19 protein-coding genes are annotated in these 22,316 nt (G+C 35.2%); 1 reads left to right on the top strand and 18 read right to left on the bottom strand.

The window, feature by feature from the left end; all coding sequences use genetic code 11:
• Nucleotides 1-48 precede the first annotated feature (48 nt).
• The 17 genes from AC07SW_RS12530 to rpsF form a co-directional block, all read right to left on the bottom strand.
• Complete coding sequence (locus AC07SW_RS12530) at nt 49-1,350, bottom strand: pyrimidine-nucleoside phosphorylase (RefSeq protein ID WP_135022416.1); 1,302 nt, start codon at nt 1,348-1,350, stop codon at nt 49-51.
• A gap of 141 nt (nt 1,351-1,491) precedes the next feature.
• Nucleotides 1,492-2,163, bottom strand: coding sequence for a deoxyribose-phosphate aldolase (gene deoC, locus AC07SW_RS12525; RefSeq protein WP_494633012.1), 672 nt, complete (start codon nt 2,161-2,163; stop codon nt 1,492-1,494).
• Between the two features lie 348 nt (nt 2,164-2,511).
• Entirely contained in the window at nt 2,512-3,450 is a 939-nt protein-coding gene (gene deoR / locus AC07SW_RS12520) for a DNA-binding transcriptional repressor DeoR (protein ID WP_135022399.1), read from the bottom strand.
• 157 nt (nt 3,451-3,607) lie between these two features.
• A complete protein-coding gene (locus AC07SW_RS12515; RefSeq protein WP_494633011.1) occupies nt 3,608-4,363 on the bottom strand; it encodes a tyrosine-protein phosphatase in 756 nt (251 codons plus the stop codon).
• Nucleotides 4,364-4,379: 16 nt separating this feature from the next.
• Nucleotides 4,380-5,768 (bottom strand): hexose-6-phosphate:phosphate antiporter UhpT, encoded by a 1,389-nt coding sequence (uhpT, locus tag AC07SW_RS12510; RefSeq protein ID WP_463685272.1) that lies wholly within the window; start codon nt 5,766-5,768, stop codon nt 4,380-4,382.
• A gap of 248 nt (nt 5,769-6,016) precedes the next feature.
• A complete protein-coding gene (locus AC07SW_RS12505) occupies nt 6,017-7,063 on the bottom strand; it encodes a tyrosine-protein phosphatase (RefSeq protein ID WP_135022397.1) in 1,047 nt (348 codons plus the stop codon).
• An 18-nt stretch (nt 7,064-7,081) separates the two neighbouring features.
• Nucleotides 7,082-8,344 carry a PTS sugar transporter subunit IIC gene (locus AC07SW_RS12500; protein WP_494633009.1) on the bottom strand — a complete coding sequence of 421 codons (1,263 nt, stop codon included), beginning with the start codon at nt 8,342-8,344 and terminating at the stop codon, nt 7,082-7,084.
• 3 nt (nt 8,345-8,347) lie between these two features.
• Entirely contained in the window at nt 8,348-8,659 is a 312-nt protein-coding gene (locus AC07SW_RS12495; protein ID WP_034572671.1) for a PTS lactose/cellobiose transporter subunit IIA, read from the bottom strand.
• Nucleotides 8,660-8,673: 14 nt separating this feature from the next.
• Nucleotides 8,674-8,991, bottom strand: a complete 318-nt coding sequence (locus tag AC07SW_RS12490) for a PTS sugar transporter subunit IIB (RefSeq protein WP_034572674.1) — start codon at nt 8,989-8,991, stop codon at nt 8,674-8,676.
• 109 nt (nt 8,992-9,100) lie between these two features.
• Nucleotides 9,101-11,764, bottom strand: a complete 2,664-nt coding sequence (locus AC07SW_RS12485) for a sigma-54-dependent transcriptional regulator (protein ID WP_494633008.1) — start codon at nt 11,762-11,764, stop codon at nt 9,101-9,103.
• Nucleotides 11,765-11,907: 143 nt separating this feature from the next.
• Entirely contained in the window at nt 11,908-13,200 is a 1,293-nt protein-coding gene (locus AC07SW_RS12480) for an adenylosuccinate synthase (protein WP_034572681.1), read from the bottom strand.
• A 213-nt stretch (nt 13,201-13,413) separates the two neighbouring features.
• Nucleotides 13,414-14,796 carry a replicative DNA helicase gene (dnaB, locus tag AC07SW_RS12475; RefSeq protein WP_034573890.1) on the bottom strand — a complete coding sequence of 461 codons (1,383 nt, stop codon included), beginning with the start codon at nt 14,794-14,796 and terminating at the stop codon, nt 13,414-13,416.
• Between the two features lie 161 nt (nt 14,797-14,957).
• The gene (gene rplI / locus AC07SW_RS12470; protein ID WP_034572684.1) at nt 14,958-15,413 is read right to left on the bottom strand and encodes a 50S ribosomal protein L9; all 456 of its coding nucleotides are present in this window, start codon (nt 15,411-15,413) and stop codon (nt 14,958-14,960) included.
• Between the two features lie 3 nt (nt 15,414-15,416).
• The gene (locus tag AC07SW_RS12465) at nt 15,417-17,417 is read right to left on the bottom strand and encodes a DHH family phosphoesterase (protein WP_034572687.1); all 2,001 of its coding nucleotides are present in this window, start codon (nt 17,415-17,417) and stop codon (nt 15,417-15,419) included.
• A gap of 165 nt (nt 17,418-17,582) precedes the next feature.
• Nucleotides 17,583-17,819: a 30S ribosomal protein S18 gene (gene rpsR, locus AC07SW_RS12460; protein WP_034572690.1), complete on the bottom strand. Its 237-nt coding sequence runs from the start codon at nt 17,817-17,819 to the stop codon at nt 17,583-17,585.
• 40 nt (nt 17,820-17,859) lie between these two features.
• A complete protein-coding gene (ssb, locus tag AC07SW_RS12455; RefSeq protein WP_034572693.1) occupies nt 17,860-18,435 on the bottom strand; it encodes a single-stranded DNA-binding protein in 576 nt (191 codons plus the stop codon).
• Nucleotides 18,436-18,487: 52 nt separating this feature from the next.
• A complete protein-coding gene (gene rpsF, locus AC07SW_RS12450) occupies nt 18,488-18,787 on the bottom strand; it encodes a 30S ribosomal protein S6 (RefSeq protein WP_034572696.1) in 300 nt (99 codons plus the stop codon).
• A 371-nt stretch (nt 18,788-19,158) separates the two neighbouring features.
• On the opposite strand from rpsF, the gene AC07SW_RS12445 reads away from it, so the two are divergent.
• Entirely contained in the window at nt 19,159-19,611 is a 453-nt protein-coding gene (locus AC07SW_RS12445; protein ID WP_202871399.1) for a GNAT family N-acetyltransferase, read from the top strand.
• Nucleotides 19,612-19,785: 174 nt separating this feature from the next.
• On the opposite strand, the gene gyrA is transcribed toward AC07SW_RS12445, so the two are convergent.
• Entirely contained in the window at nt 19,786-22,272 is a 2,487-nt protein-coding gene (gene gyrA, locus AC07SW_RS12440) for a DNA gyrase subunit A (RefSeq protein WP_034572702.1), read from the bottom strand.
• Between the last annotated feature and the right edge of the window lie 44 nt (nt 22,273-22,316).

The raw sequence follows: 22,316 nt of genomic DNA, 5'->3' as shown, positions 1-22,316 counted from the left end.
AAAAAGCTAAGGTCCATTCTGTTTAGAATGAATCTTAGCTTTTAATAGTTAGTCTACAATCACACTGTGAACTAGTTTTGGTTCAGTTGCATGCTCTGAAATCGTAATATTTTCATAGATTTTTTCTTTTACATTTTCAACGTCTTCACGGTTTGCATAAATGGTTACTAATGATTCCCCTTTTTCAACAGCATCTCCTACTTTTTTACGTAGCATTAACCCTACTGCTAAATCAATCTCATCTTCTTTCGTTGCACGCCCTGCACCTAGTAACATCGCTGCAATACCGATTTCATCGGCTACCATATTCGATACAACGCCAGATTCTTTTGCTGGCACTTCAATTAAATATTTTGCTTGTGGTAATTTTTCTGGATTGTCTACAACCGATCCATCGCCACCTTGATTGTTTAGGAATTCTTTGAATTTTTCTAAGGCTTTGCCATTTTCCATCACTTCAATCAGCATTTTGCGTGCTTCTTCAAGATCTTTAGCTTTTTTAGCTAAAACAACCATTTGGCTGCCTAAAATTAATACTAATTCAGTTAAATCTTCTGGACCTTCACCTTTTAAGGTATCAATCGCTTCTTTTACTTCTAGTGAATTTCCGATAGCCAATCCTAGTGGTTGTGACATATCTGAAATAACAGCCATTGTTTGGCGGTTAACATTATTTCCAATACGTACCATTGCATGGGCTAGGTTTTCAGCATCTTCTTGTGTTTTCATGAAGGCGCCTGCTCCAGTTTTTACATCTAAAACGATCGCATCCGCGCCAGCTGCAATTTTTTTACTCATAATTGAACTTGCTATTAGTGGAATGGAGTTAACCGTTCCTGTTACATCACGTAATGCGTAGATTTTTTTATCTGCTGGTGTTAAATTCCCCGTTTGACCAATCACCGCTACTTTATCACGGTTGACTAAATCAATAAATTGATCCTTTGTAATTTCTACATGGAAGCCTTCGACTGCTTCTAATTTATCAATCGTTCCGCCTGTATGCCCTAAACCACGCCCCGACATCTTAGCTACTGGAATATCTAAAGCCGCCACTAAAGGAGCTAAAACAAGGGTTGTCGTGTCACCCACGCCACCTGTTGAATGTTTGTCTACTTTAATTCCTTCGATTGCAGATAAATCAATGGTTTCGCCAGAATTTACCATTGCCATTGTTAAATCAGCGCGTTCACGATCTGTCATATCTTGGAAATAAATCGCCATTGCTAATGCACTTGCTTGATAATCAGGAATCGAACCGTCTGTATATCCATTAATAAAAAATTGAATTTCTTCAGTTGTTAATTCTTTGCCATCTCTTTTTTTCTCAATAACATCTACCATTCTCATGTTCTTCACCATTCCATTCTTCTTTTATTGTCCTAATTAGAGGACTAAAGTTATTTGTACTGCATGTTGAATACGGTTACTTTTTATTGTTGATGGAAAGATAGGTAGCTTAATACTCCCTATCTTTTCATCATTTTATTTTTAGTAGTCGTCTGTTTTAGCTTGTTTGTCATTTGTTACGATTGCAACACTTGCACTTGCACCAATTCTTGAAGCTCCTGCTTTAATCATTGCATCTACATCTTCTGTTGTACGGATTCCGCCTGATGCCTTCACTCCAATAGTTGGTCCAACGGTTTTACGCATCAAAGCGATATCTGCTGCTGTCGCGCCACCAGTTGAGAAACCAGTCGATGTTTTAACAAAATCGGCTCCTGCTTCAACAGATAATTCAGAAGCACGGATTTTTTCTTCGTCTGTTAACAAACATGTTTCAAGAATAACTTTCACTAAAGCTTTTCCGTTAGCTGCATTAACAACGGCTTTAATATCATTTAATACGGTTGCTTCGTCCCCTGATTTTAAAGCTCCTACGTTAATTACCATATCAACTTCAGTTGCGCCATTTTTAATTGCATCTTCTGTTTCGAACGCTTTTGTTGCAGAAGTATTTGCGCCTAATGGAAAACCGATAACGGTACAAATGTCAACACCTGTGCCCGCTAATTCTTTACTTGCAAGTGCTACCCAATATGGATTTAAACATACGGATGCAAATTTGTATTCTTTTGCTTCTTCAATTATTTTTAAAACCGCTTCTTTTGTTGCTTCTGGTTTTAAAAGTGTGTGATCAATCATTTTTGCTACGTTCATTTGTATCACTCCTAGTTCGATTTATATTTTTATTATAACCTTTCTTTGAACATATGTAAAACATAATATGAAATTATGTTCAATTTCTTTTTAGCTAATACTAACACAGAAAAATTTAAAGCCAATATTACTAAATTAATGACTTTTTCGTTCTTTCGTGTTACAAGTATCTACAGCCTATCTAGGAAAACAAGCTCATTGCTTATGTTTTTTCATAAAAAAAAATAAATTGGCTAGTAAGTTTAGAGATCAGTATCTCAATCTTTACCAGTCAATTTATTTTTATAGATCGCTTAAAAAGTAAGTGGCTCTTTTTTGCATATACTAAAAATAGATGAACTAAGTTTTTTAATAGGCTAATAATTCTGCAGCCGTAAATTGATCAATAATTAATACATTCGCATAATTTCCAACTAAAGCACCATTAATTGCTTCGACTTTTCGCTCGCCACCCGCAACTAAAATAGACTGCTCTTTCTTACGCAAGTCTGCTAATTCTATCCCAATTGTTCGTTGGTTAATCTCTTTATCACTAATATTGCCTTCTTTATCAAAAAAGCGTGAACAAATATCGCCAACAGCATTCTCTTTTAGAAAATGAACTTCTTGATTGTTAAAGTAACCTAGTCGAAATAACAATGCTTCATCACGAACTGTTCCTACCGTAAACATGGCAATCGTCGCTTTTTTACCCATTTCAATGATTTGATGGATATGGCGATCTTGCTCCACTAGTTCTTTAGCCACAACATTATCCAATACCACTGGTAATGGCAAATTACGTGCTGTCGTTTGAAATCCTTCAGCAAATAGCGCCAACGTTTCATTTGCATAATTGTTCACGTCTGAATGACTAATGCTGCCTTTTAATTGTACAACTTCCACACCTTTTACTTGCTGTGGTGTTATTTTCCTAGCAATTTCGTACATTGTTGTTCCCCAACTTACACCTAAAATATCACCATTTTTAACATGGGATTCTAGGTATTCAGCAGCGAACTTACTAATGTATTCTGTGATGATTTGGTACTTTGCTGTTGGTGAAAAAACAACATGAGCCTCTAATAAATTGTACTTCTCTTTGATTTTATTTCCTAATGTTTCAAGATCAGCAAAAGGATCGGTTACTTTGATTTGCACAAAGCCTTTTTCTTTTGCATACGTGAGCAGTCTGGATACTGTCGGTCTAGAAATTTTTAGTTTGGTTGCAATTTCTTGTTGGCTAAAATCAGATTGATAGTAAAGTCTTGCAACTTCAATGCTCAGCTGTTGTTTTTCTTTTTCCACGACTCAAATCCCACTTTCTATTTTCTTATTATCTTATAATTATCGCAAAAAAAGACTGATAAAACAAATCAAAAAAGAAATTTCAATCTTTTTAATCACGACAGCCACTCATAAAAAAAAGCAACGCTTGATAACGTTACTTTTCTTTATTCTTCTTCTAAGCTTCTAAATAAAGTGATCTTAATTGACTCACTTTTTCTTTATCGAAGTCTAAAGCTTGTTCAGCATAATTTAGAACCGTTTCATACTGATCTTTAATTAAGGAAAAAGCATAATCTAAATATGCTGGTTTTACATACAAAGCTGTTGACAAAGCAGCTATTTCTTCCTCATCCATTCCCTTATCTCTAAAGGTATCCAATAACTGATCGTTGGCTTGTTTTCTTTCTGTATTTGTTAGTAAAAAATCGTTCATAATCTCCTCTTCTGGAACTCCTAGCAAAGCTAAAATTAAAGCTGCTGCGTAACCAGTACGATCTTTTCCTGCAAAACAATGAAATACGGTAGAACCTGTTTTGTTCGCAACAATAATTTCCATAAATTCTTTAAATCCCTCTTGCGCCCCTGGGTTTAAAATCAAATCTGTATAAACTTCTTTCATATGATTATCTACTGCATCAATTGATTTTAATCGAGCAAAATCTTCTAGGGATGAATTTTTAGCACCCATTTTCCCTAAAATATCAAGATTAATGTAAGCTGCTTTTGGAATTTTTGTATCTGGAGACTGCTGAATTTCAAATTCTCTTCTAAAATCAACAATTGTTGCCAGCTTATAATCATTTATCAGCTCATTGACTGTTTGACTGCTTAAATTTGATAAATCACCTGAACGCAAAAGTTTACGATGTTTGATTGTTTTTCCATCTTCTGTTTTTAATCCACCTAAATCTCTAAAATTTGTAGCTTCCATCCTGCTTCACCCTTTCTTATACTTCTATTTTAGATTGTCGAATTCGTTTTTCTTCTGCAAATGCAACCGTTCCTAATAATACAATAATAATCACAACAGCGATATAGAAAATAATAAATGTATCACCCCATCCATGAAGAACTATATTAAATAACTTCACACCTTCTTGAGTTGGATCTGAAATTTTTGCTAGTAAAATTTTTGCCATTGAATCACCAAACAAATACGCAAATGCTCCTAGCAATCCACCTGCGACAACCGTTGCTTTTTTAGGGACAAAACCAAGCATTGAGATATTGATCAATAATTGTGGACCAAAAATCATCATCCCCAACATAAACAATGATCCATTAATAATCAATTCAGTCGTCCCAAATTGATAACCAATAATCCCAATCGGTAATAGAAAACTACTGATCGTTGCAACTAATGCTGGACGTCCCTTTAAGAAATCAGAAATATATCCCCAAGCTAAGCAGCCTACTAGCGCACCCATTTCAAAGTAAAAAATCGTATTCGCTGCTGCTTCATTGCTAAAGTTCAAGTGTTCCGTGACATATAATGGTGCCCAATTATCAATTCCAATTCTCACGATGTATACAAAGACGTTCGACACACACAATAACCAAATCCAAGGATTTGTTAAAAGGTATTTTTTGAAAATTTGCCATTTTGTCATATCTTCTGCTTCTTGATTTGCTTCTTCAACAGGCTCTTCAAAGATTTCTTCGCTAGATGCCCAACCTAAATCCTCTGGACGGTTTTTTCCAATAAAAAAAGTAATCACAGCAATTACACCCGCAACAACAGCGGGCAAAATAAACATCCCTGCTACATTTCCTTTAAAGAATGTTTGCGCACACCAGATAGCAAAAATTCCAGCTAAGCCGCCGCCAATATTATGCGATGCATTCCATAAACCAATATATCGTCCTCGATTTTTCTTAGTCGTCCATTGCGTAATAACAGAAGCACAACTAGGTCCACCAACACATTGAAAGAGACCATTCAATGACCAAAGTACAACAATCCAGCCAAGTGGTACATGATTCATCGTAAATAGAAAACCCATACATAAAACAGTTAGAGAAGATAAAAATAAAAGCACAGATAAAATTTTCTTCGTATTCTTTCCATCAACGATGTATCCTAAAATAAACTTACCAAAACCATAAACGATTGAAAAAGTGAAACCAATATAGCCTAAATCAGTAGTAGTAAACCCTAACTGGCTTTTTAATAATGGCTGCGCTGCTTTAAAATTATTCCGAATCAAATACATAGTGATATAAATCATCACCACTACAAAAAACGGTTTCATAAATTCTTTAAACCAACGTTTCCGCTGTTCTGAAATGGTTAATGTACTTTTTGGAACAGGAACATTTTTTAGAAAATCTAACATCAAGCATCCTTCTTTCTACTTTTTGTATTTTTTCTATCAGCTGATAAACTCTTAAAGATAACGTTTTCTATTTAATAATATAGCACCCCTTCGCACAAATGTAAACGCATACTTGAAATTAATTTCATAAAATAACCAAATCATTGGGAATTTTTTTTTATACTATATGTGTAATTTTATTTAAAATAACAAAAATAAACTACTGAGTTTTTAGATACTCTAGCAGTTTATTTTCTACTTGGTTCTTTTTAGACTAAATACAAAGACCTTAATGACTTAATTTCCTCTTGCGAAATCTTTAATCCTTCTTGAACAAACTGATCAAAACTTCCATAAATTTCTTTAATTGCTTCAAATGTAGCCGCCAAATATTCAGGTTCTGAAGACGTTAATGCCCGTAAATTATCTAATACCTCTTTATCTTCAGTATATTTTCTATAAAGTTCCATCCGACTGGCGATATGTTCTTTACGATACTCGTCTGTTAAAAAGAAATCTGTTGCTACATCTTTTTCAGAAACACCCAATAATAATAAAATGACAGCAACACCAAATCCAGTTCGGTCTTTTCCACCTTTACAATGTTGTAAAATAGGTGTATTTTCTTCTTTCAAGTGAAGCTGAATCACTTTACGATAAACGGTTAAAGATTGTGGGGATAAAACAAATTGACGATATTGTTCAATCATATTAGCTTTTAGTTTCTTGATTTTTGCTCGGCCTTCAACTGTTTCTAACATTTCTTTAAACGAATGCTTTTGATGCATTGCAACACTTTTTTCAGAAGTATTTGAGGCAATTGCAGCCATATCCGCATTGGGATCTAAGTGATAAAACGTAGCTTCTGACCATTCCCTATCAGGATTAGCCTCTCGTTCTGCTTCATTACGGTAATCAATCACGGTTTTAATACCTAATTGGTTTTGAATGTACTCAAGATCTTGCGAAGTTAGTTGAGACAAGACATCTGACCGATACAATTTACCAAAAACAACATTTTTCCCATCAGATCCCTGCCAACCTCCGTAATCTCGAAAATTAACAGTTCCTTCTAAATCAACTAAATCTTCCCGAGTAAAAAATTCTGTTCCATTTTTCAATAATACTCGGAAAAAATAAATTGGAAATTCTGCTTTGATTTTAATAAAATCTTGTTTTTCAGCTATTTGTAACACTTTCGTTTCATTATTAGGCTCTGTACCAATCCATAACTGATAAATATCGCTGCTAAAGCTCGACCAATCAATCGTTAAAATTTTATTTTCGCGTTTTACAATTAATTTTGGATAGTTCAAAAAATCCCTCCTAACTTCCTATAACTCTTTTTCAAAAACTGCCTCTGCTTTTACTTTATTTGTATCTAGCATACCGACAAATGGTAGATAAATAAGAATGGATACCACCAATAAAATGACATTTAGCACAACTAACTGCCAACCACCCATAAAGATTCCTTTGACAATCTCAGGCATACCTGTTGGCACCATAACGCCGTTTAAACGAGGCACCCAGCCCGCTGCAATAGCAAAATAAGAAATCACGATATTCACCATCGGAGCACCAATCATCGGAACTAAGATATACGGGTTTAAAATCATTGGAACACCAAATTTCAGTGGCTCACTAATTCCAAAAACAGCTGGCAATAACCCTAAACGTCCGACTGTTTTTAACTGGGTACTTTTGGTTTTAAAGGCTAATAAAATGGCAAAGGCTAAATTGTGTGCGCCTTTTTGTTGCATGATAAAAGACATTGTCACAATATACGGTAACGGTGAGCCTGCATTAAATGCGTTTAAATTGGCTAAATCTAATGGATAATAAACCGCATATAAAATAGCCATTGTCGCCATTGAACCGTGAATTCCCAAAAACCATAAAAATTGCATTAAGAAAACTAAAACCAATGCTGCTGGTAAATTCGCGCCTAGTTTTTGCAATGGACCTTGAATCAATTGAATAATCAAGTCATGGGCATTTCCATAGGCAGTCAGTGCCACTAATTGACTGATCACTACAAAAATAACTGCAATGACAATACCTGGAATCAAACTATTAAAAGAATTGCTAACTGTTGGAGGAACGCTTTCAGGAAGCTTGATTTCCCATTTCTGGTCTAAAATTAATACGTAAATACGACTTGCAATTAAACTTACAATAATGGCAACAAATAATCCTTGTGAACCTAGATACTGCATGTTTAATGTTTGAATTTTCTCATCAAATATCGTAATCGGTGTTACAACAAAGAAGGCCATTAAACTCAAAATCCCTCCCATTGCACCATCTTTATCAAATGAATCTGCTAATTTATACCCTATCATATAAGCCGCATAAATCGCAATCAGACCCGTTGTAATTCCATATGGAATATTAATCGCCTTTGCAATCCCCGTTGACGTAATGAAGCTTTGATAGCCTTTTATCGGCAGTGCATATAACAACGAAGACATCGCGCCAACAATCATTAATGGAAATAATGTCATCAAACCATCAGACAGGGCTTGAATGTACCGATTACTGGTGAATTTCCCCATCACTACTTGCATGTTTTCTTGTATTTTAGCCCATTTCATTTTTTAATTCCCCCTCATCTTGTCATATAACCCAACAAATTTATCTGCTAAATCACGAACCGTCATGGCGTTCATTAAATGGTCTTGCCCGTGAATCAAAAGCAATGTCACTTCGACCCTTTCGCCACTAGCTTCTTTTGTAAGTAACGCTGTCTGACCGTTATGGGCCTCATTTAATTTTTCATTGGCTTCTTCTAATTTTGCTTTTGCTTCTTGAATTTCACCTGATTGAGCTATGTCAATTGCTTCCATCGCTAAACTTCTTGCATTTCCTGCCCCTACAATAATCTGCATCACTGCCTGCTCTAAATTCATCGTATCTCTCCTTTTTATTTTCTGACTAAATGAATTGCTTCGTTTAATATTTTTTCGCCATTTATCATGCCGTAATCGACACTATTAATAACAACGATTGGAAAACCTTTATCTGCGTACTGTTCTTCGATTTTCTTCTTCATATACATTACTTGCGGGCCTAGTAATAAAATATCCGTTTCATCTGCTAATTTTTTAAACTTGCTTTCTGCTGAAGCCACGATACGAATCGTATCATTAGGATAAAATTGGGTAGCCGCTTTTTGCATTTTTTGAACTAAAATACTTGTAGACATTCCACCTGCACATACGAGCGTTATTTTGATTTCCATCTTTATTCTCCCCTTTTTTGGTTGATACTAACTACTATTGCAAAAAACGTGCCAAGACACATTAAAAAGCACACAGCTCTGTTATTAGCCATGTGCTTTTGGATGTGTCTTAATGTGTATTGATAAAAAATGAAACCATGTAACACACTTCATCTTCACTGATTTTGATCTGATATTTGTATTCAATACTTCTTAATGCTTCTTGAATTAGTTGAATTTCATCTGCATGTTTCCTCATGAAAAATTCTTTATCTAAAAATTCTGTCCCTTTTTCGCCACCAAACTCTCGATCAATCATACACGCTAAATGAAAAGCCAATCCAATCAACACATTTAAATTTGATTCGATCGAAAATTGAATTGTTAGAGCTGTAATCAATTTCTTTACATCCACCACAACTTCCTCTGAATCAACATACTTCAACTGTCCAGCTAGTGTCTTTCCTAATTTCCCATAGGTTTCTGCCAAATCAACTAATTGCTGAATCTCCTGGATTTTAGATTTTTCAATCACCTCTACTAAATCAAAATGAGGGTATTGAAAAGCTAAATGAAAAGGACTCACTATACAGATAATTTCATAAGTTTTGGACAAACTGGCTAGTCTTGAATAAATATCTTCCTTATCAATTAAATTGATTGCAATAATCTCAAGTACCTCTTCATCAAAATTCAATTCTGTTGTTAGTATATTTTTTAAGACTTTTGCCGTTCCTTCACCCGTTGTACAAATCGTTACGATAGCAAATTTGATTGAATTTTTTTTACTATGCTCTTGAAGTTCCTCTTCAATCAAAAGATTAACGGCTAGGGTTTCCTTATAGACAGCTTGCAAGGGATAGCCCAACATGGCTTTTCGGACTGCTTCTAAAACATGTAAAGTGGACACCAATTGAATCGTTTGAGTGTCTATCCCAAAGGTCTTACTAATCTCATTTCCAAAAGTATTTAACGATCCCATATCCACCATAAATAAAATAGGCGCCTTGATTTGATGCGTTTGAATATACGCTTTAATTCGAAGAAGCGAGTCTTGTGGTTTTTCAGATAGAGGTACGTCAAATCCAATCCCGTATTCTTCACCTAATAATTGATTGACTGTATTCACAATGGATGTTGCTGTCGACTCTCCGTGAGTAACTACAAAAACGCGTACTACTTCTTGAACTTGCTTTTTTGTATGGTTGCCGTACACAAAAAATAGCGTTAGATAATTGGCTTCACTGATTGGCAATTCAATTTCAAATTCTTGATTGAATAACCGAATACAGTCATAAGAAACTTGGTATTCTCGCGGATGACTTTCTTCTGTATTTTCAAACAACTGATTTTCATAATAATGATTCTTTTTAACACGCGACACTGCCTTTTCAAGATGTAGTGCCAATCCATAAAAAACGCGATTGCCAAATACCGTCTCCAACTGACTTTCCGCATATTGAATCATTCGTTCTACACTCGAAATAATACGTTGATCTACTAAATTTTCAATATAGCGTTGATTCGAATCCTTCTTTACTTGATTCATATACTCTTCAAAATGCAAATGAATCTCCTTATTTAAATTCTCTTCTAATTCTTTTCCGCTAATCCCTAAGTGAGTTAATTCAACTTTTTTATGATCAATCAATTCATAAATATCTTGTTGATCAATCGGTTCTTCTAAATAGTGTGTTGCCTCTCCTGAAAATTCAAAATATCGCTGATTAATGCCAATAATTTTATTCCAAAGTTTACGATGTTGAACTTCCAACAATAATCCTGCATTTACTTTTTCAGATAAATCCAATGCTGAAATTTGAATCTTTTCTGCATGATTGGATAAGTATTCCGCATACGCTTTAGCACAGGCTAATTGAACATCTGATTTTAACTCTCCGATATTATGTCTGCATTCATAACTTAAAAAAGCTCTTAATGAATTTATAGAAACGGTAATTGGCTCTTTTAATTTTGCTGATTCTTGATTGATAAAATACTTAATGAGTGCAAATCGTTCTTCTAACTGTCGACTTTTAAGATTTGGCAATTTAATTACCATGGGCATTCTTCTAACGAAGGTTTCTAATAATGTAGTTGCTGGATTTTCAGTTGTCGCTGCTATAATCATCACCTGTGAGCTACGTTCATTTTCTGTTTCTCCTAGCCTTCTAAATGTCCCTTTGTCCATAAAAGTAAACAACATCTCTTGACCTTCTGGTGGCAATCGATGAACTTCATCTAAAAATAGCACTCCCTGATTTGCCAATTCAATCAAGCCTTTGCGATCATCATTGGCCCCAGTAAAGGCATTTTTTTTCACACCAAATAATTGCGCTAAAAGCATCTGTGGGTTGTGGCTATAGTCAGCACAATTAAAACTAATTAGCTGCTCATTTTTAGTAAAGCGCTTCATTTCTTTTCCAAATGAAAATAACATTTCAGCAAACATTGACTTCCCTGTTCCAGTTTCGCCTAATAGTAAGGTATTCATGCCATTGGGGGGATATAAGACAGCTGCTTTAGCTTGCTCAATTGCTTTGGACAATGAGGGATTTTCAATTAAAAATAAGTCGAATCCTCTCTCTTTAGATAGCGTTTTCTTTTCTTCCTTTGGAAAATAATATACTGGTTTTCCCGACTCTTTACGTGCTTTGCCCATTCTCACGAGTTCATTTAAATCAGAACTTACGTTATTACGACTAAATGACGTTAAACTAGAGACTTCTTTTGTTGTTAAGCCCTTATTTCCTTGTTTTTTTAGCACCTCATAAATTGTTTGAATTCTTTTCATTATACTACTCCTTTACTGGGTGGCAGACTGGACAATTAAAGTATAACTTTTAAATCCAATTTCTACAACAACCTCTCTCTAGTCAAAAAAGACTAGTATCTCCATATTGGAAATACTAGCCTTTTCTTTTAAAGTTAAGTGACCTAAATTTGTGCCCAAACACTTTCTAAGACATTCGTTTGGTTACGATCTGGGCCTACTGAGAATGTTGAAATGCGAACGCCTACTAATTCAGAAACACGGTGCACATAGTTACGTGCATTAGCCGGTAATTCTTCAAGAGTACGACAGCCCGTAATATCTTCACTCCAACCTGGCAACTCTTCATAAATCGGTGTACATTCAGCTAATTCTTTTAAGCTAGCTGGATAATGGAAAATTGTTTCACCGTTACGTTCGTAAGAGGTACAAATTTTAACTGTTTCTAACCCACTTAAAACATCAATTGAATTAAGAGATAAGTTTGTAATTCCAGAAACACGTTTTGCATGACGCATTACAACCGTATCAAACCAACCCACACGACGAGGGCGTCCTGTTGTAGTACCGTATTCTTTCCCTACTTCACGAATTTGTTGACCCACTTCATCGAATAATTCAGTTGGGAAAGGACCATCACCAACGCGACTTGTATAAGCTTTACATACCCCTACAACTTTATCAATTTTAGATGGACCAACGCCACTCCCGATTGTCACACCACCGGCAACAGGGTTTGAAGACGTAACAAATGGATACGTTCCTTGATCGATATCTAGCATTACGCCTTGTGCGCCTTCAAAAAGAACACGTTTGCCAGCATCTAATGCATCATTTAAAATAACGGATGTATCACATACATATTTTTTTATTTGTTGACCATATTCATAATACTCTTCAAAAACATCATCAAATTCAATAGGTGTTGACTCAAACATTTTAACGAATTGACGATTTTTTTCTTCTAAGTTAATACGTAGGCGTTCAGCAAAAATTTCTTTGTCTAATAAATCAGCAACTCGAATCCCAACACGTGCTGCTTTATCCATATACGCTGGACCAATCCCTTTAATGGTTGTTCCAATTTTTTGATCTCCTTTTGAATCTTCTTGCAATTGATCCAAGTGGATATGATAAGGTAAAATAACATGTGCGCGATCTGAGATACGTAAATTATCCGTATCAATATTTTTATCTTTTAGGTAAGCCAATTCAGTTACAAGTGATTTTGGGTTTACCACAACGCCATTTCCTATAACGCTAATTTTCTCCTTATAGAAAATACCTGAAGGAATTAAGTGTAATTTGTACGTCACACCGTCAAATTTGATTGTGTGTCCTGCATTATCGCCACCTTGGTAACGTGCAATCACTTCCGCATTTTCACTTAAAAAATCTGTAATCTTACCTTTTCCTTCATCGCCCCATTGTGTTCCCACAACTACTACTGAAGACATATGAACACCTCATTAATTTTATTTATAAAAACCAAATACATCTAATTCTATCAGTTTTGCATAAAGGATTCAAGGTAAAAACGAATATTTGATTTAAATAATAAAATAAAAAGGCATAAAAACGAACGATTTATTAATTTAAACTAAAATATCAGCAAAAATACGAACGAATTTAAAAAATAAAAAAATGATCCGTTAAGATCACTCTTCATGTTACATAGGCGGTTCTGGCATATAGGATAAGGAGGAAAATTTATTGTATTCCTTAACAAATAATAGTTTCACCGTACCACGAGCGCCACTCCGGTTTTTTTCAATAATGACTTCAATAATATTATCTTCTCCAGCTGCATCGCGATCGCCATCATCGTCGTCATCTCCACCTTCACGATCATAATAATCATCACGGTATAAAAAGGCAACAATATCTGCATCTTGCTCGATAGATCCCGATTCACGAATATCACTTAAAACAGGCCGCTTGTCTTGTCTTTGCTCAACGCCACGAGACAGTTGCGACAATGCAATAACTGGTACTTTTAATTCTTTCGCTAATTTTTTTAACTGACGTGAAATTTCAGAAACCTCTTGTTGGCGGCTTTCTTTCCCACTACCTTCAATCAATTGCAAGTAATCGATTAAAATCAATCCTAGTCCGCCTTTTTCTTGAGCTAAACGACGGCATTTCGCTCTAATTTCAGCAATTCGAATTCCTGGTGTATCATCAATATAAATACTCGCCTTCGATAGGCTCCCCATCGCTACAATTAGACTTTGCCATTCCTCTTCTGAAAGATTCCCTGTTCGTAAATGACTGGCATCAATACTGCCCTCGGCGCATAGCATCCGATTGACTAAAGATTCCGCTCCCATTTCTAGACTAAAAATGGCAACCGTCTCATCTGTCTTTGTTCCAATGTTTTGTGCGATATTTAACGCAAAGGCTGTTTTCCCTACAGCGGGACGTGCTGCCAAAATAATTAATTCTTCTGATTGCAGGCCGGCAGTCATCTGATCCAAAGCTTGATAACCTGTTGGAAGACCTGTAATTTCTTCATCATTTTGATACAACCGATCAATTTCTGCGATTGAACTATTTAACACGTCTGAAATCGCTAAAAAACCGTTGCTATTTCGTCTTTCAGATACTTCGAGAATACTACGTTCAGCCTGATCTAAAATGGCTCCTAGCTCTTCTCCTTCTTCATATCCTTGAGTTACAATATCTGTTGCTGTATGAATTAGTTTTCTTAAAATTGACTTTTGCTCAATAATTTTTGCATAATGTTCCATATTCGCAGCTGTTGGCACAGCAATCGCAAGTTCAGCTAGATAAGGCATTCCACCAACATCTTCCAGCTGATTTTTTGATTCTAAACTATTCATAACCGTAACAACATCAATAGCCTCATTGCGGTCATTTAATTCTAACATTGTTTGAAAAATAATTTGATGGCCACGACGATAAAAATCTTGTGCCTCTAAAAATTCCAATGCGCCTACGACTGTTTCGGGGTCAAGAAAAATAGCACCTAAAACGGCTTGCTCTGCCTCAATACTTTGTGGCGGCAATCGGTCTTGAAAAGCTTCATTCACCAATTTTTATCTTCCTTTCATAAGTAAATTTCTTCTACTTGGAGCGGCTTCTTAATTTGTTTCAGTCTTATTATTTTACCGCAAAAATCAACTTAATACAATGAATAGAAAAAAGGCCAAAACAGTCTTGTAAAACTGCTTTGGCCTTTAAATTATTTAGTCTACGCTTCTTGTGAAACATTCACTGTCAGTGTTGCCACAACTTCTGGATGTATTTTAACATCTATTTTTGTTACGCCTAGATTGCGAATAGGAGTTGTTAAATCAATTTTACGTTTGTCTAATTTAATATCATATTGTTTTTTTACTGCATCTGCAATTTGTTTTGAGGTAATTGAACCAAATAAACGACTATCTTCTCCAGCTTTTGCTTTCATCTCAATTACATGTTTATCATCTTCTAATAAACCTTTTAATTGGTTCGCTTCTGCTAAAATTTCTGCGTTGTGTTTGTCTTCAGCTTTCTTTTGTCCTGCTAGTTCACTTAATGTTGATGAATTGGCTTCTTTTGCTAATCCATTTTTGATTAGGTAGTTTTGTGCATACCCATCTGCTACGTTTTTTGTTTCGCCTTTTTTGCCTTTACCTTTAACATCTTCTAAAAAAATGACTTTCATTTATTATTCCTCCTTATTTTGTCCATTAATAACTTGTTCTAATTGTTCTTTAGCTTCAGCTATCGTAACATCGCTAAGTTGCGTGGCAGCATTTGATAAGTGCCCGCCTCCACCAAGTGCTTCCATAATAATTTGAACGTTGATTTCCCCAAGACTTCTCGCACTGATTCCAACACGTCCATCTGCTCGCTTCGTAATCACAAAGGATGCATCTACATCTGCCATCGAAAGCATGGTATCTGCAGCTTGAGCAGCGACTACAGTGTCGTAGGTTTCATCCTCTTCACCAGTTGCAATTGCCAAATTGGATTTCACAAATTCAATTGATTGAATCAAATGACTTCTCAATAAATAGGTATCTACGTTTTCTTTCAGTAATCGTTGAATCATAACCGAATCTGCTCCACAAGAACGTAAATAACTCGCAGCGTCAAAGGTTCTTGAACCTGTTCGAAGAGAAAAACTTCTCGTGTCTACAATAATTCCAGCGAGCATAGCAGTTGCTTCAATTTTATTGATTGGATCTGATTCGTTTGATTGATATTCAAACAATTCAGTAATCAATTCAGCAGCTGACGATGCATATGGTTCAATATAAACCAATACTGGATTTTCTGGAAATTCTTCGCCACGACGATGGTGATCAATTACAACAATTTGGTTTGTTAGGGTTAACAATTCAGGTGCAATTGAAATAGATGGACGATGCATATCAACCATCACCAATAAACTTGTTGCTGTCATTTTTTCAGCAGCTTCTTTTGGAGTAATGATGTACTTACTAATATTTGCATCTTTTTTTACCTCATCCATTAATCTTGAGATATCGTTACTAAATTCATCTGGGTTTACAACAATCCACGCTTCTTTATGGTTCATTTCTGCAATACGGCGAATGCCTAAACAAGAACCGATTGCATCCATATCTGGATATTTATGCCCCATTACAAAAATTTGATCTGACTGTTTCATTAATTCTTGTAATGCTTGGCTAATCATCCGAGAACGAACACGTGTTCGTTTTTCCATTGGGTTCGTTTTTCCACCATAAAAGCGAGCATCTTCCTCACTTGATTTTACAACAACTTGATCTCCACCACGACCCAATGCCAAATCTAAATTGCTTTGAGCTAGATTTGCTAAATTGCTTAAATCTTTATCTCCATATGCAAGACCTATGCTGAGGGTTAGTGGGAAGTTTTGTTTAGATGTACGTTCACGAACACGATCGATGATACTAAATTTTTCTTCTTCAATTTTTTGCAAGGACTTCAAATACATCAACACAATAAATCGATCTTCAGAAACTCGTTTTAAATAAATGTGATGCTCTTTTGCCCAATTAGATAATTGTGTTGTTACAAAGTTATTTAAATTGGAAGTACTACGATCATTCATTGATTGAACAATTTCATCGTAGTTATCGATAAAGATATTTCCAATAACCAATTGTTCTTCTTCATACTGTTCTTTTATCTTATAATATTGCGTAATATCCATTAAATAAATAACTTTAATATCATCCTGAACAATAATTTGAAATTCTTTATCTCCCCATTTTACATTGCTTAAACCTTTTGTTTTATTATTTTTAATAACGTTGGCCAATTCCAAATCGATCTCATCAATTTTCTTGCCTAATACTTCTTTTTTTCCAAGATAAAGCTGTAAATAAGGATTTGTCCATTGAACTTCATACTTTTCATTATACAGCAAAATACCGATAGGCATTTTAATTAAAGCCTCTTGTTCTCCTCTTTTTATTCGATAAGATAAATCAGCAATATATTTATTTGTTTCTACTGTGATTTTTTTCATTGAATAATAAAGCAATAAAAGAACAATAATAAATAAAACAGATAATGCTAAACCAATATAAAACTTAGCAAAAAATGCTAAAATAACAATTAAAACCAATAATCCACTTAGAACAAATGTTGCAATTCTCAGCTTTTCATCTTTTAAAAAACTCGGGAGTTTTTCATGAGGCAACTTTTTTTCCATATCATACTCCTTCTTTTAGCAAGTGTATTCAATAGGGGATACTCTCTTATTTTACCATAATCTAGGGATTTATTCTAGCTAACCTCTTATTATGTTTCACGTGAAACATAATAATTTTATAAAAAAAAAGCCGTGATCGAAATCACGGCTTTTTTTATTTATATACTATTCAGCTGTTACGAATGGTAATAATCCCATAATACGAGAACGTTTGATAGCAATTGTTAATTTACGTTGGTGTTTAGCACAAGTACCAGTAACACGACGAGGTAAAATTTTTCCTCTTTCAGAGATAAAACGTTTTAATAGTTCAGTATCTTTGTAATCGATATGGTCAATGTGGTTTGCTGTAAAATAACAAACTTTACGGCGCTTACGTCCGCCTCTGCGTTGTTGAGCCATTATTTAAATCCTCCTTTTCATTTTCCAAACTAATTTTATATTAGAATGGTAAATCATCATCTGAGATATCAATTTGTTGTCCACTTGTTGCAAATGGATCATCATTTCTCTCGAAATTTTGATATTGTTGTTTAGGAGCTGTTGATTGATTATTCGTGCTATTATTAGCTGAATTTTGTTGATAACCACCACTTTGGTATTGGTTGTTGCTACTACTTCCACCAGAATAACTAGTATTTTGATTAGTTGTAGGAGCGCTACTATTTCCATCATGACTTTGACGTTGTTCACTAACAGATTTTGACTCTAATAATGAAAACGTATCAACAACAACTTCAGTAACGTATACACGTTGCCCTTGTTGATTATCATAAGAACGCGTTTGAATACGGCCTTCCACACCAACTAAAGAACCTTTTCGGGTAAAATTAGCTAGAGTTTCAGCAGTTTTTCTCCAAGCAACACAGTTGATAAAATCAGCTTCTCTTTCACCGCTTTGGTTCGTAAATTGTCTATTCACCGCAACTGTAAATGAGGCAACCGCTGCGCCATTTGAAGTATATCGCAAATCAGCATCTTTAGTTAATCTTCCAACTAAAACAACTCTATTAATCATCTTTTTAAGCTCCTTTCTTTCTTAAAATGTTTCATGTGAAACAATTCTAAGTTTAAACTTCTTCTCTAATTACCATATGACGAATAATGTCATCGCTAATCTTAGCTAGACGATCAAATTCATTGATAGCCGCTGCATCAGTTGCAGTTAACTTCACGATATGATAAATTCCCTCGCGGAAATCTTTAATTTCGTAAGCTAAACGGCGTTTCGCCCAGTCTTTAGATTCGATCACTTCAGCGCCATTATCTTTTAAGATAGTATCGAAGCGTTCAACAACAGCTGCTTTAGCTGCCTCTTCAATGTTCGGACGGATAATGTACATAATTTCGTATTTTGCTGTTTGACTCATCTGACTGTCACCTCCTTGTGGACTTTGGCTCTTTTTTAAGTAAAAAGAGCAAGGAGAGCATTCTATAAATAGATTACTCACGTCCAATAAGTGTACCATTTCCAAGGATATGTGTCAATGTTTTTTATCCATTAAACTGGATTAAATACCAGAAGTTTTTTAATTTGTTTTTTCTATTCTTTTACTCTTTTTTAGATTAGCCTAAAAAAGACGATACTTTAGAAATGACCAATTTAGATGTAGCTAGAATTAAAATTAGCTATTTGAATTAGGAAGATCAGGTGACGGATTAAACAACTAATTAACACTTTGATCGACAAATTTATGTGTTATGATAATCTATAAAAATTAACTATTAAGGAGAACTAGTTATGACCATAAGTTTTAGAAAGATAAAAAATGAAGATTTTTCTGTATGTGCAACTATTTTAATGGCTGCGTATAATGGTGCGCCTTGGAATAATACATGGACGAAAAAAGATGCTCTTCTTAGAATTGAAGCTACAATGAGTGGCTTTAACTCTAGAGGTTATGTAGTGGAGAAAAATAATGAAATTATTGCAATGTGTTTAGGTAGAATTGATTACTACTACAACAATTGGAGTCAATTTTGTATTGATGAATTTAATGTTACTCCTGCTTTACAAGGAGCGGGCATTGGTAAAAATTTGTTAATTTTTATTGCTAACGTAATGAAGGATGAAAAGATTAATAGAATTTTTTTGATTACTGGAGGAGAACAGGCATCAAATTTTTATAAAAAAAATGGATTTGTAACCTCCAATGAAGGAATAATGATGGAATATGATTTACAAAATGATTAAAAATAGTTTCATTTCAAAATAATGAGGACGATGTAAATGCCCTCCTTCTGAGGGTTATTTTTTTGTTCTTTATTCATTTCATAAAAACTTAATAAAAATCAGGCTAATTATCTCCTGTAAAACACAGAAAACAACTAGCCTGATTAAAAAATAATTTATTTATAAATCGTTTGGTTAAGCTTCATCATTTTGAACAGGTTTTTCTTCTGTTGCGGTTTCCTCTTCAATTGGTTCTGCTTCCACTTTTGCCATTGTTGACACGATTGCGTCTTCCCCAACACGAATCAAACGAACACCTAATGTTGCACGACCTGTTTGTGACACTGAGTCTACTTCGAAACGGATAATGACACCTGTGTTTGTTATCAACATGATGTCTTCGTCTCCATTAACAGTTGTCAAGCCTGCTAATTTACCGTTTTTCTCGGTAATGTTAGCTGTCTTGATTCCTTTACCTCCACGACCTTTAATTGGATATTCGCTAGCTTTAGTACGTTTTCCGTAACCATTTTCAGTAATTACTAATACTTCTGAGTCAGCTTTTAAAACGTCCATTCCAACAACATAATCATCTTCACGTAAACGAATTCCACGAACACCACTTGCGCTTCGTCCCATATCACGAACTGTGTTTTCATCGAAACTAACCGCATAGCCTAAATGAGTTCCGATAATCACATTTTGTTCGCCATTGGTTACACAAACATTCATCAATTCATCGTCTTCACGTAAGACAATCGCTTTTAGTCCATTGCTGCGAATATTAGAAAAGGCACTTACAGATGTACGTTTTACAACACCTTTAAGAGTTGTAAAGAATAGATAGGTGTCCTCTTCTGATTTTCCTTTAACGTTGATAATCGCTTGGATTTTTTCGCCAGAATCAATTCCTAGTAAGTTGATTGCTGGAATTCCTTTCGCTGTACGGCCGTATTCAGGAATTTCATAGCCTTTGGCACGATATACTTTTCCGTTATTGGTAAAGAATAATAACGTATCATGTGTTGAACAAGAAACAAGATTTTCGATGAAATCATCATCGTGCATCCCCATTCCTTGAACACCACGCCCACCACGACGTTGCGCTCTAAATTCATTGTTTGGCAAACGTTTGATGTAGCCATTATGAGTCAAAGTGATCACGATATCTTCTTCTTCAATCAGATCTTCATCTTCTAGACTAAGAACTTCTCCTACAAGCAATTCCGTACGACGAGGATCGCCATATTTTTCTTGAATTTCTAGTAGTTCTGTTTCAATAATTGTATGAATTCGTTGACTGCTTCCTAAAATATCTGCCAAATCTGTAATTAATTCAATTAAGTCATTGTATTCAGCTTCAATTTTTTCACGTTCCAAACCAGTTAAACGAACCATTCGCATATCTAAAATTGCTTGTGCTTGTTTATCAGATAAACCGAAACGCTCGATTAATTCTGTTTTAGCCACATCACCCGTTTTTGAACCGCGAATAATTTTAATGATTTCATCAATGTGATCTAACGCAATTCGTAAACCTTCGAGAATATGAGCTCTTGCTTCAGCTTTTTGTTTATCAAATTGAGTACGACGACGAATAACGATTTCTTGATGCTCTAAGTAGTGGGTTAAAATGGATTTTAAACTCAATACTTTTGGGACACCGTTAACAATCGCTAGCATATTAAAACCAAAAGAAGTTTGCATTGGTGTCAATTTGTATAGATTATTTAAGACAACACTTGCACTAACATCACGTCTAACGTCGATAACCACACGCATACCATCACGATCGGACTCATCGGTTAAATCGGTAATACCTTCAATTCGTTTTTCACGAGCCAATTCAGCAATACGTTCAACTAATTTAGCTTTGTTAACCATATAAGGCAATTCGTTCACTATAATGCGTTCCTTGCCATTTTTACGTATTTCGACATCAACCTTAGCACGAATCATAATCGAGCCTCTACCGGTCTCATATGCGCGTCTAATGCCAGATTTACCCATGACCAATCCACCAGTTGGGAAATCAGGTCCAGGTAACACTTCCATCAAATCGGCTGTTGTTGCATCTGGGTCGTTCATCAAAATATGCAACGCAGAAATAACTTCTGATAAATTATGTGGCGGAATATTCGTTGCCATGCCAACCGCAATCCCTGTTGCACCATTGACTAAAAGGTTAGGAAAACGTGCTGGTAGCACTTCTGGTTCACGTTCCGAGCCATCATAGTTATCTTGATAATCAACTGTATTTTTATTGATATCACGTAACATTTCAACAGCAATTTTAGACATTCTTGCTTCGGTATAACGCATCGCAGCGGCACCATCACCATCGACAGAACCAAAGTTTCCGTGTCCGTCAACTAAGGTACTACGATAACTAAAGGGTTGAGCCATCCGTACCATTGATTCATAAATCGCACTATCGCCATGTGGGTGATATTTCCCCATAACGTCTCCGACAATACGAGCTGATTTTTTATAGGCCTTATCAGGTGTTACTCCAAGTTCGTTCATCCCATATAAAATACGACGATGAACGGGTTTCATCCCATCTCTAACATCTGGCAACGCACGCGCTACGATTACACTCATTGCATAATCTAAAAACGAGGTACGCATTTCTTCTGTCAAATTTTTTTGTGCAATCTTCTCTTTAAATTCCTCAGCCATTCGTTAAAATCCTCCTTGTGAGAAAAATTGGCTGCTAACTAACA

This window comes from Carnobacterium sp. GW821-FHT04C06, from assembly GCF_059420345.1.
Note: the sequence above shows the minus strand (reverse complement) of the source record. Positions and strands in the feature narration are given on the sequence as shown.

Bases quoted from the DNA above. Each gene is read 5' to 3' on its own strand.
- rpsR (WP_034572690.1), bottom strand. From the start codon at position 17,819: ATGGCTCAACAACGCAGAGGCGGACGTAAGCGCCGTAAAGTTTGTTAT.
- AC07SW_RS12490 (WP_034572674.1), bottom strand. From the start codon at position 8,991: ATGGAAATCAAAATAACGCTCGTATGTGCAGGTGGAATGTCTACAAGT.
- AC07SW_RS12485 (WP_494633008.1), bottom strand. From the start codon at position 11,764: ATGAAAAGAATTCAAACAATTTATGAGGTGCTAAAAAAACAAGGAAAT.
- AC07SW_RS12530 (WP_135022416.1), bottom strand. From the start codon at position 1,350: ATGAGAATGGTAGATGTTATTGAGAAAAAAAGAGATGGCAAAGAATTA.
- AC07SW_RS12515 (WP_494633011.1), bottom strand. From the start codon at position 4,363: ATGGAAGCTACAAATTTTAGAGATTTAGGTGGATTAAAAACAGAAGAT.
- AC07SW_RS12480 (WP_034572681.1), bottom strand. From the start codon at position 13,200: ATGTCTTCAGTAGTAGTTGTGGGAACACAATGGGGCGATGAAGGAAAA.
- deoC (WP_494633012.1), bottom strand. From the start codon at position 2,163: ATGAACGTAGCAAAAATGATTGATCACACACTTTTAAAACCAGAAGCA.
- rplI (WP_034572684.1), bottom strand. From the start codon at position 15,413: ATGAAAGTCATTTTTTTAGAAGATGTTAAAGGTAAAGGCAAAAAAGGC.
- rpsF (WP_034572696.1), bottom strand. From the start codon at position 18,787: ATGAGTCAAACAGCAAAATACGAAATTATGTACATTATCCGTCCGAAC.
- AC07SW_RS12495 (WP_034572671.1), bottom strand. From the start codon at position 8,659: ATGAATTTAGAGCAGGCAGTGATGCAGATTATTGTAGGGGCAGGAAAT.
- uhpT (WP_463685272.1), bottom strand. From the start codon at position 5,768: ATGTTAGATTTTCTAAAAAATGTTCCTGTTCCAAAAAGTACATTAACC.
- AC07SW_RS12465 (WP_034572687.1), bottom strand. From the start codon at position 17,417: ATGGAAAAAAAGTTGCCTCATGAAAAACTCCCGAGTTTTTTAAAAGAT.
- ssb (WP_034572693.1), bottom strand. From the start codon at position 18,435: ATGATTAATAGAGTTGTTTTAGTTGGAAGATTAACTAAAGATGCTGAT.
- gyrA (WP_034572702.1), bottom strand. From the start codon at position 22,272: ATGGCTGAGGAATTTAAAGAGAAGATTGCACAAAAAAATTTGACAGAA.
- AC07SW_RS12445 (WP_202871399.1), top strand. From the start codon at position 19,159: ATGACCATAAGTTTTAGAAAGATAAAAAATGAAGATTTTTCTGTATGT.
- AC07SW_RS12500 (WP_494633009.1), bottom strand. From the start codon at position 8,344: ATGAAATGGGCTAAAATACAAGAAAACATGCAAGTAGTGATGGGGAAA.